The sequence below is a fragment of the Avibacterium sp. 21-599 genome, assembly GCF_026226765.1.
Taxonomy (GTDB): domain Bacteria; phylum Pseudomonadota; class Gammaproteobacteria; order Enterobacterales; family Pasteurellaceae; genus Avibacterium.
The window spans coordinates 1-10,050 of record NZ_JAKKOB010000005.1 but is presented as its reverse complement, the minus strand read 5'-3'; the positions used below and the strand labels follow the sequence as shown (position 1 = coordinate 10,050).

General features: G+C 34.4%; 10 protein-coding genes. 8 read left to right on the top strand and 2 right to left on the bottom strand.

The window, feature by feature from the left end; genetic code table 11:
• The 3 genes from L5B83_RS12335 to L5B83_RS12325 all read left to right on the top strand — a co-directional run.
• Positions 1-396, top strand: a 396-nt coding sequence (locus L5B83_RS12335; RefSeq protein ID WP_265778727.1) for a hypothetical protein, incomplete at its 5' end; no start/stop codon positions are given.
• The gene (locus tag L5B83_RS12330; protein WP_265778726.1) at positions 387-1,145 is read left to right on the top strand and encodes a hypothetical protein; all 759 of its coding nucleotides are present in this window, start codon (positions 387-389) and stop codon (positions 1,143-1,145) included. The genes L5B83_RS12335 and L5B83_RS12330, both read left to right, overlap by 10 nt.
• A gap of 86 nt (positions 1,146-1,231) precedes the next feature.
• Positions 1,232-1,816, top strand: a complete 585-nt coding sequence (locus L5B83_RS12325; RefSeq protein WP_265778725.1) for a tyrosine-protein phosphatase — start codon at positions 1,232-1,234, stop codon at positions 1,814-1,816.
• Positions 1,817-1,898: 82 nt separating this feature from the next.
• Here the strand turns inward: L5B83_RS12325 and L5B83_RS12320 are convergent, their stop codons facing one another.
• Together L5B83_RS12320 and L5B83_RS12315 are read right to left on the bottom strand one after the other, a co-directional pair.
• Positions 1,899-2,867: a DUF6396 domain-containing protein gene (locus L5B83_RS12320; RefSeq protein WP_326938370.1), complete on the bottom strand. Its 969-nt coding sequence runs from the start codon at positions 2,865-2,867 to the stop codon at positions 1,899-1,901.
• 318 nt (positions 2,868-3,185) lie between these two features.
• Complete coding sequence (locus L5B83_RS12315; RefSeq protein ID WP_326938369.1) at positions 3,186-3,683, bottom strand: DUF6396 domain-containing protein; 498 nt, start codon at positions 3,681-3,683, stop codon at positions 3,186-3,188.
• Between the two features lie 268 nt (positions 3,684-3,951).
• Here L5B83_RS12315 and L5B83_RS12310 point away from each other — a divergent pair, with 268 nt between their 5' ends.
• The 5 genes from L5B83_RS12310 (at position 3,952) to L5B83_RS12290 (ending at position 8,961) form a co-directional block, all read left to right on the top strand.
• The gene (locus tag L5B83_RS12310) at positions 3,952-4,302 is read left to right on the top strand and encodes a hypothetical protein (RefSeq protein ID WP_265778343.1); all 351 of its coding nucleotides are present in this window, start codon (positions 3,952-3,954) and stop codon (positions 4,300-4,302) included.
• A gap of 68 nt (positions 4,303-4,370) precedes the next feature.
• The gene (locus L5B83_RS12305; RefSeq protein WP_250349974.1) at positions 4,371-4,913 is read left to right on the top strand and encodes a hypothetical protein; all 543 of its coding nucleotides are present in this window, start codon (positions 4,371-4,373) and stop codon (positions 4,911-4,913) included.
• A gap of 8 nt (positions 4,914-4,921) precedes the next feature.
• The gene (locus L5B83_RS12300; protein ID WP_250349973.1) at positions 4,922-5,122 is read left to right on the top strand and encodes a hypothetical protein; all 201 of its coding nucleotides are present in this window, start codon (positions 4,922-4,924) and stop codon (positions 5,120-5,122) included.
• A gap of 284 nt (positions 5,123-5,406) precedes the next feature.
• Positions 5,407-7,536, top strand: a complete 2,130-nt coding sequence (locus L5B83_RS12295; RefSeq protein WP_265778341.1) for a type VI secretion system Vgr family protein — start codon at positions 5,407-5,409, stop codon at positions 7,534-7,536.
• On the top strand, positions 7,537-8,961 hold the full coding sequence (locus tag L5B83_RS12290) for a hypothetical protein (RefSeq protein WP_265778723.1): 1,425 nt from the start codon (positions 7,537-7,539) through the stop codon (positions 8,959-8,961).
• Positions 8,962-10,050 lie beyond the last annotated feature (1,089 nt).

Here is a 10,050-nt window from a genome sequence, read left to right as displayed (position 1 = left end):
GGTGTAACCGGAGGAATTCATATTAGTAAAAATATTAAACGAATTTGGCTATCCGCAAAAGAAGTACTATCCATCAAATCATTAGCTAAAGCAAATTTCTCCGGCCCATTAGCCGCAACAGGATTCGTGATTGATGTCATTTTGGATTATGATACAGTGATGTTGGATGAATCAGGGAGTCGAGATATTGTAGAGTTATTAGGAAGAATTGGATTATCTGTTTTAGGAGGGATGGCTGCAATAGCGATAAGTTCTATATTGGCTCCATTACTAATATCTTTGTTTAGTGCAACCTCTGCATTAGGAATTTTTCTTATTGGTGGAGTCGTAATAGTTATCACAGGCTATTTTATAAATAAACTAGTTAATCATATTAAGGAGCAAGCATGGGAATAAAATATTTTAACAGAGAAAATAAATACATCTTCAATATACATAAAAAAACACCAATCCCTTTAAAACTTTCTTTTCTAGGTTTCTTATTTATAATTTTTCTGCACGTTATAATGTTTCTTGCTATCGACTTAAACATCCCTAACACAGAGAAAACTTATTTAACTTTTTATCTAGTTATATTTGATTTTTTATGTATAGGAGGATATTATTTTATCACCAAGCATTTAAAAAGAAAAAAACACATCATTACTTTAATGTATTTACATTCTACTTTTCTTGGCTTTGGCATTAAATTTATCTTTATGTTCCTTCCGCTACATATTGCTGTTTTCTTTCTACACCCAGAATTATATTTTAATATATCATACATGTTACTTTTTTTATTTTTTATTGCAACTGGTTATGTAATAATGATAGATGACGATAAATTTTTTAATGATAGCCTGCTAATTTATAAAGAAAAAAAGAAAGATGAAGGTTATAGACTCTCCCTAGAAAACTTATTTACAAACCCAATATTAAAATATATTACTTATGGATTACTCCTATTTTTTATTTTTCTTATGTTTAAATCAACCCAAAAGCGTCATTCCAATGAAGAACTTTATTATGTTCTATATACTGTTAGCATGGCCACTTGTTATATATTATATTCTGAAATCTGCTATCTATTACTCATAATCAAAATAGAGACAAAAAGATTAATAAGAATATGTAAGAGAGACAATAAAAATTCAAAGATAAAATGAATACTATAGAAGTTAAAACTTCTATATAAGCTACCTTTAACTAAGGTAAAAAACAAACTAACTAAATTAGGATCTAAAGTATATCTATGAAAAAAATTTATATAATTATTCCAATGTTACTTATTTCTTCCTGTACAACAACGCCCACGGAAACACCGCAGAATACACAGCATTGGGCCGTATTGCAGAACCAAGAAACAAACCTTTATAACATAGATAATAAATTATTTCGTAGTGAGCAACTCACCTCAGAAAACTATGATTTAATTCAAAAATACAATATAAAAACCATTGTCAATTTACGTTTCTTTTATCGTAATGGAGACAGGAACGCTTTTCAGCATACCAATTTAAAACTTATCAATACACCATTACTATCTTGGGCAATAACGCCTAAAGAAGTCGCCAATGTACTATGGGAAATTGAACAAGCACAAAATCAAGGCGCGGTATTAGTGCATTGTTATCATGGCGCAGATCGTACAGGTCTAATTTCTGCTATGTATCGAATCATATATCAAAATTGGGAGCCTAACGAAGCAAAACGAGAAATGATCGAAGGGCCGTATGGCTTCCACTCAATTTGGAAAAACATCGAAGGATTTTTTACCCCAGATAATATTAATCAAGTTAGAGAAAATCTAATTCAATTAAGAATGAATAAAAACTAGCACAATCTTTTAACAAAAATCTGCACCTTAATAAGTTGCCTCTTAGTTCAACTTTTGGGGTGCAGATAAAATAATGGTTTCCTTATTTTTTCAACGGCAATCCAGTCTGCCAATCAAGCCCTGCTTTTTCAGCCAGTTGTTGCATTAACTCATCACTTGGTTTTTGCGGTGAAGGGCCTTCAAACCAACGTTGGAATGCGATTTTACCGTCCCAAGGTGGAAGTTTGGCTGGGGGGAGAGGAACTATTTCATCAAGATCGGGGGCTTTAGGTTGGAGATAATAATAATCAGACAAATAGTCCCATATCATTTTATACCTGATTGAACGTTCAAGATCTTTAGGGAGATTTAAAAAATCATCATCTGTTCCATTATCTTTGCGTTTCCCATCAAAACCATAGGATAAGGTAAGAGCCGCCATAGGCGAGCCATTTTTTACCCCTTGATGATAGGCTTGAAGTGCTTGATTATATTGTCCTTCATCCTGATATCTAATACCCAAAAACTCCGAAGCCTCCGCTAAGCCTTGTTCTGAAGCACATTGCCTGAGCTGTTCAATTATTTTTAGTCTATATTTAAGCGTTTCAGGATCATCAACTGCACCTATGTATTTAGATACTACATACTGCGCCTCTTTACTACCCAAATCTGCTGCTTTTCTTAAATAGGCATATTTACCGTCTTTTTCTTTGGTGGTGACACCAAAGCCAATATCTAGATGTCCATAAAGCTTATAATATGCCGTCGCCGGAAGTGATTTCGCTAATAACTTATTCAAACTATGTACCTCATCATAGCTCTTTGAGGTTAAGGCTCGGTTGGTTTCTAATAAATATTGCAACCTTACATTGGCTTTATAATCCCCATTGGCAGCAGCAATTCGGTAATAAGGCAAAAGTTCATTCCAATCCCCTGCTTTCCCTGTCCACATTTTGTGTAAATCTTGATAAAGGGCATAGTTGTAAAGCAGTTGGGCTTCTTCGGGGATAGGTGGTCTCTCTTCATGAACACAGCTAAATTCTAAGGCAGCAAGTTGTTGCATAACATCCATTTTATACTCCTTTTTCAATTTTTCACTTTCAGCTCTTTCTTTGGCGGTACAACGTTCTGGTCGATAACTCGGCCCTCCGCCCATAAAAATAGGGTTACATTCAAGATATCTTATGAGAAAAAAAAGCCCTACTAAGCTGGCAATAAGTAGCCCCAATAAGATTTTAAAACAAGTGTAACAACGGTGTTTCATTAGTCTGACCTCGCTACATTAGGATAAAAATAGAACAGTGATGCTTAAACAAAAACCATAAATCCGCCTTAATTTTCCACCGCACTTTTATTTCTGCCCTCAATAAAAAGTGCGGTAGTTTCCCCCTTATTTTTTCAACGGAAGACCTGTCTGCCAATCTAGCCCTGCTTTTTCAGCCAGTTTTTGCATTAACTCATCACTTGGTTTTTGCGGTGAAGGGCCTTCAAACCAACGTTGAAACGCAATTTTTCCATCCCAAGGTGGAAGTTTGGCTGGCGGTAAGGGAACGATTTCATCAAGGTCGGGGACTTTAGGTTGGAGATAGTCTTTCGTTGATAAATAGTGTCTTATCATCTCGTATCTTAATGAGCGTTCTAAATCTGTAGAAAGATTTAAAAAATACATATCACTTCCGTCATCTTTCCTTTTATCATCAAAAGCACTAGATAACCATCCTGCAGAAGAAGAAGAGCCGTTTTTTACCCCTTGATGAAAGGCTTGAATTGCTTGCTTATATTGTCTTTCATCCTGATAACTGATTCCTAAAAACTCCGAAGCCTCCGCTAAGCCTTGTTCTGAAGCACATTGCCTGAGCTTTTTTATATAGTAACATTTATTTTTCAAAAAGAAGAAAATATTTTATTTTCTTATCTTTAATCACGCTCTCTATATTAATTGGCGGATGGGCTTTCATAAATGCCACTAACTCATTTAAATCGAACATAGAAAGAGAGGTTATTTCGATATATCTTGAATATTTTTATTATTTTTTATCTCTGTTTTGTTATTTATATCGAAGACTTATATTAAAATAAAAATTGAAACTATATAAAAATATATACATAAGTCTATTCTGATTCCTAAAGGAGTAATATTATAGAAAGGAGTTAAAATGAGACTTATTCTATTATTTTTGTTTTTAAGCGTACCCTGCTTTGCTAAAGAAAAAGAGGTATTTTTAGACTTTAGAGATTATGCTTTAAAACTATGTTTAACTATAAACTACAAAGAGCTTGGCATTGAATTAAATGATGCTTCTAAGTTATCCGAAAATCATTCGGTACAGGAAATATATGATTTAATGAATTTTGTAACTCAAAAAATGAATGAATTTCATAAACAAAAATATATAATTCACATGGAGGAAAGAAAAGATATTATAGCTAATGATATATTCTTACAATGCATTAGTTTTTATAAATCAAAAGAGCTGTCTGATTTTGTTGAAAGTTTAGAAAAATAATAATTTATGCCGTATGCTCATTAGTAAAAATACTAAAGAACAAATTTTATTTTTAGAGTTAAGATGATATGCCAAATAAAAAGTTTTTATTAATACTTTTATTTTTTATAATTAATAATAGCAATGCATCCAACTTGCTTACACAAGTAAAAGAAAAACTTTCTAATGACGAGTTAGCTCTGGAGCAATTCCAATATTTAGGGACATTACATTGTCTAGATGTAAGAATAGGAATGGAAAAGAACTCATTATTCACTAATAAATATATACATCTTTATAATAACCTTTACCCCCTCCCTAGATTATTTAAAAGTAATAAATTACTGGAAAAATATATTATTATTGAAAAAGATGTTATCTTTCCAAAAAAAGGAGTTATGCTGGATAAATATTTCCACAATGACCTTAATTTCTGTTTAAAATTATATTCATCATCTAACATAAAAAAACAATACTTAAACTTTATCTCTAAAAAGATTAACTATATAGATGAAGATCCTGATTCTTCTGAATATGAGGATGAAAAAACTATAAGAGAAAATATGCTAGACTATATCAATAGAGGAAAATTAGACGTACATAGGTTTTTAGATGGGCTTCCAAAAGAATAAAAGAAAAAATGAACAATAAGCAAACACAAGCCAACGGCATTATTCGCCAACAACGCTTTCTAGGTGCTTATTATAAATATCAAGTGGAAGTGGCTGGACAGTCTTTGAATGTGATTAGCCAACACGAATTTCCCTTACATAGTGCAGTGCAAATTGACTTAAAAAATGGCGTTACGCCGTTGTTATTTAGCGAAATGCTAGAGGGATAATTGTCGATAAAAATGCCATAAATGTATCCTTTATAATACATAAGCCTTTTGAAGCGGAAAAATTTCCTTACAAATTATTTGTTCTCATTCGAGAGAGGCGTTTTTTTAATTTATCATACCTTGCTAAAAGACGGATGACAAATTTACACACCACCAAAATAGGCTGACAAAGCTTCTATTATGTACCTCTGTCTTACAGAGTGGTTACGAACTTATTGAGTTTTGGAAATACAGTATGTATTACTATGTCACGCCAGATAAAAAATTTTAATAAGGGATAAACAATGAACACACTAAAATTCCCCGATTTTTCTGTTTCCAAAGGCCTCCACTTCACCCTCGAAGTAGCACAACTGCCGCCTGACACCTTCCGTGTTGTCAAATTCGATTTCGAAGAAGGCTATAATTCCCTCTTTAAACTCTCCATTGTCGCGGCAACACAACATAATCAGCTTCCATTTGGTTCACTACTCGACTGCGCTGCAACCCTTTCCATCTGGCAAGATGGTGAGCGACAACGGAATATCTCCGGTATCGTCACACAAATCAAACTCGGTAAAACCGGTGAACGCTATACCTTTTATCACTTTACCCTCTCCCCTCATCTCTGGCGATTAACCCAAAAAAGACGCTCTCGTATTTTCCAACATACCAGCATTGAAGATATCTTAAAAACCCTGCTGAGCGATTCCGATGTGCTTTTTCACACCATTGATATCGCCTACCGCACAAGACGGGAATATTGTGTGCAATACCGCGAAACCGATTATGAATTTTTCCAACGGATTATCGGTGAAGAAGGCTTGTTTTTCTTTTGTACGGAAGATGAACATAATCAAATTGACCGGCTCTTTATTTACGATGATGCCCATCGTTTATCCAAAGAAGATACCCTCTCCCTTGACTATAATGCCAATCCTACCGTATTACGCCAAGCCCCTCATCTCCGTACCTTCCAATGGACCGAACAAATTCGTCCTTCTGAAGTGTTGTTAAAAGATTACACCTTCAAAAAACCAAATTGGAATGCGGAATATGGCTTACAAGGCACGCAAGAAGAGATTCAATTCCAAGGAGACTACCCTTACTACGACTACCCTGGCCGCTATAAAAATGACAGTGGCGAACGCTTTGCCCAATATCGTCTCGACAGTTTACGCCGTGATGCCCATACGGGCGAGGGAGAAAGTAATCACCCAGCTTTAAGGATAGGTCAGCTCTTACACATTCATCGCCATCCTCGTGCTGACTTCAATCAGCCTTGGCAATTAACTTACATTCAACATCATGGAGAACAACCGCAAGCCTTGGAAGAGGAAAGCCATTTTAGTCAACGTGAAAACACCACCTTTATCACTAATCGTTTTGAATGTCTTTCTCCGGAGAAAACTTTCCGTAGTAATTTCCCTCAAAAACCACAAATCTGTGGCACACAAACTGCGGTAGTCACAGGCCCCAAAGGGGAAGAAATTTTCACGGATTACCAAGGCCGGGTTAAAGTGAAATTTCATTGGGATAAAGGGGAATTCAACGATTCCAGAAGTTCTTGCTGGGTGCGTGTTGCTCAACCTTGGGCGGGGCAAAACTGGGGGATGCTCGCTATTCCACGTGTTGGGCAAGAAGTGGTGGTGAGCTTTTTAGAAGGCGACCCAGACCAACCGCTGATTATTGGACGCGTGTATAATGAGCTGCAAATTCCTCCGGGTAATCTGCCTGCCACCTATACCCAAATGCACATTAAATCAAAAACCTACAAAGGGGAAGGTTACAACAGCATTCTCTTTGAGGATGCCTCGAACCGAGAATTATTTGAAATGCATGCCCAGCGGGATATGACCACAGTGGTTGAGCATGACCAAAAAAATCACATTAAAAACCACCGCACTTTAACAGTTAACGGTAGCCAACGTACTCAAATTGACCAAGGCAGAACCACCCAAATCACCACTGGTAATGACATCAAAACTGTCTTAGCGGGAAACAACCTTGAAACCATCAGCTTACTTAAAGCTATCCAAGCGAAAGAGATTTTCAATGCAGCACACGACCGCATTGAACTTGAAGTGGGTAAACAAACCAGCCTAACGATGGACAATGAAAAAATTCTCCTTCGCTTTGGTAAAAACACGATTTTGATGAATGAAGAAGGCATTTGGTTGGATGGCGTGCATATTGGAATGCAGGAGACAGAAATCGAATTAGCTTCAAACCAATCGCAATATGAAGATAAAAAAATGACTTTACAATATGCAGATATCTATGGAAAATCCCCACAAGGAGAAGAAATCACCCTCACACCATCTAAATCGGGTCAGTCGCTTCAACTTACTGCAGATAGCCAAGGGAAAATAGAGATAGAAGGCACGAGTCTCAACTTTTTTACTGCAACTCAGTCAACAAGGGAGAAAAAGTAGATGTCATCAGCAGCGCATCACAATGAAACTTCAACAAGAAGAAAAGAAGTTCGCTATATTTTCTTACCTGGAGAACCTGTTGAAAAGCTCGCTCGTTCTTGTGATTACACTATTTTATTAGGCACTGTACAAGAAGTTGTGTTCAACTTCCAAACGAAACTATTTACAGATTTAACCGTTGAAATTCTCCCAAGTGAAAAAGATAGCAACAATTTTAGACTCAATGCCGTTTATGATAAACAAACCAAGAAATTAATACATGGCAACTTCTCTATTTCAAATCAAGGCATTCCCTACCGTGTCCAAGTGAGCCGATTTTTTGATGGCACATTTATTGTTCGCTCAAAAGATAAAGAACTGGGACGATACAAAACCACCAGAATAGGCATTCAGACCGAAGAAATAGAAAAACCAGATTTATGGCTAGAGCCTATGTATATTGGATTTTCAGATGTGCCAGACATCAATCAACTATATGGCATTCATAAGGCTCATCAACAAAGTGCTTATAAATGGGTAAAAACGCTTGATCAATTTAATCATCAGGAAGTATTTAAACCCCTCTATCAACCTGAACGCGTTCTTCAGGCTTTTGATGAATTATGGAAAGATAATGGTTATGCTTGCATCAAAAATGAGCCTGAGGAAGTTGGTGTATTCATTTTTTTAGAACCTAAGAAAATATTCAAAAATAAAATCAATGTTCCTCTATCAATTGATCCTTATGGAAGTATTGCCCATAAATATAAAATCGCTCAAGAGATTTCATTAAATGAATTAGATGAATTGAAACTAATTTTAAAACAAGGAGAATATGATGAATTAGAAAATATTTTGCAATACTATGGATTAATCTATCCGACTATTGATTATCTTTCATCTAATAAAAAGTTACTTTCTCTATCTAATAGAAAAATTCAGATAAAATGGGTTAAAGGATACGTTTGTATTGCATTTAAAGGAAGTATCCCAGCCCCTTTGCCTAGTGGAGGACTATCTAGTAAGAGCTATTCCAGTTTAGGAGGTTTTCATATCAGTAAAAATATGACAAGAACAAAATTCGCATTCCAAGAAGTAACAAATTTATCTAACACATTAAAAGGGACTTTTAGCAAATTGTCGACTCTTGCATTTTTCTTAGATGTATGGGGAGATTATGAAGATATTATGAATTCTCAAGAAGGGTCAAAAAGTATTGTTGAATTGCTTGGAAGGGTTGGCATTAATTTAATATCTGCTATTTTAGGATATTATTCATCTTCCTTTATAATATCAACCATCATGGCTGGATTAGCTACTGTAACTACGACAATACCAATATTCTTTGTTATTATGGGCGGCGCACTAATTATAACAGCCATATCTATAATATACTCCAAAGTTTCTAACCAAGGAAAAATTATTCTACACAAAGCATTTGAGTAACATAGCATGAGCAAATCAAAAATAATATTATTACCCCATAATAGAATATCTAAATACTCTTTAATTGCATTTTTTATGATGTTTATATTTGTATTTTCACATCAATTAATTATATATAATAGCTTTGAACATGGCCGATTAAAGCACATACTTTATACATATGTAACATTTGAGGCGATATACCTTTTATGTTTTTATCTACTACTTAATTTCCTGAATAAAAATGGCAAGGTAATACCGTCCATGATTATAAGAAGTGCATTTTTCAACATGCCAACCACAACTTTCATCTTGTTTTTTCCAACTGTTTTAATTCAGATTATCAATAACAAATATTTTTTAATATTCTTTTTCCTATACTTATTACTCACTCTCTTTATATCTTTTCTCTATACATATGAATATAATGATAACAATCTCATAGAAAGAAGTAAAAAACATTGGTTAAAAAAAGAAGAGAAGAATAACGAGACGCTATTTATAAATGATTACTCATTACCAAAACTACTACAGTGGAATAACATGTTTTTCTTAATTGGGTTTCTTCCAGCAACAGCATTAATCCTTTTTTATTTCATAGTAAGATTTAATCAAAAATATGACATCTATTATTCTACTGGCATAATGTTATTCACCACCACCTTTATATATCCAACATTTTGTTACTGGGGGATAATAATAAAAACCTACTTAAATAAAAAGAAAAAACACAAATAAAAATAATAGATTGCGTTATTTAAAGTCAAAAAAGAATCTAATCTCTCAAAAATTCCCTTACAATACTACCCTTTTGGAACACCAGTCGAACGCTATAAAACAGCACAAACAGTTGAAGTAAGGGAATTAGAACATATCCTTGAAGATAAAGAATATAAGGAGCTTATAGAGATTCTCCAATATTACTCTAACGATGACATGGCTTTAGTTAAAGATACAATTGATTACACATTAGAAAATAAACATTGGATAAAAGCAATGAGTCATAAAGTCGAAGTAAAATGGATAAACGGATATTTAGCCATTGTATTTAAAGGAAAAACTCCTGCTTTTGGATTTAGATATGCTGGATTAGCGCATGAAAAATTAAAA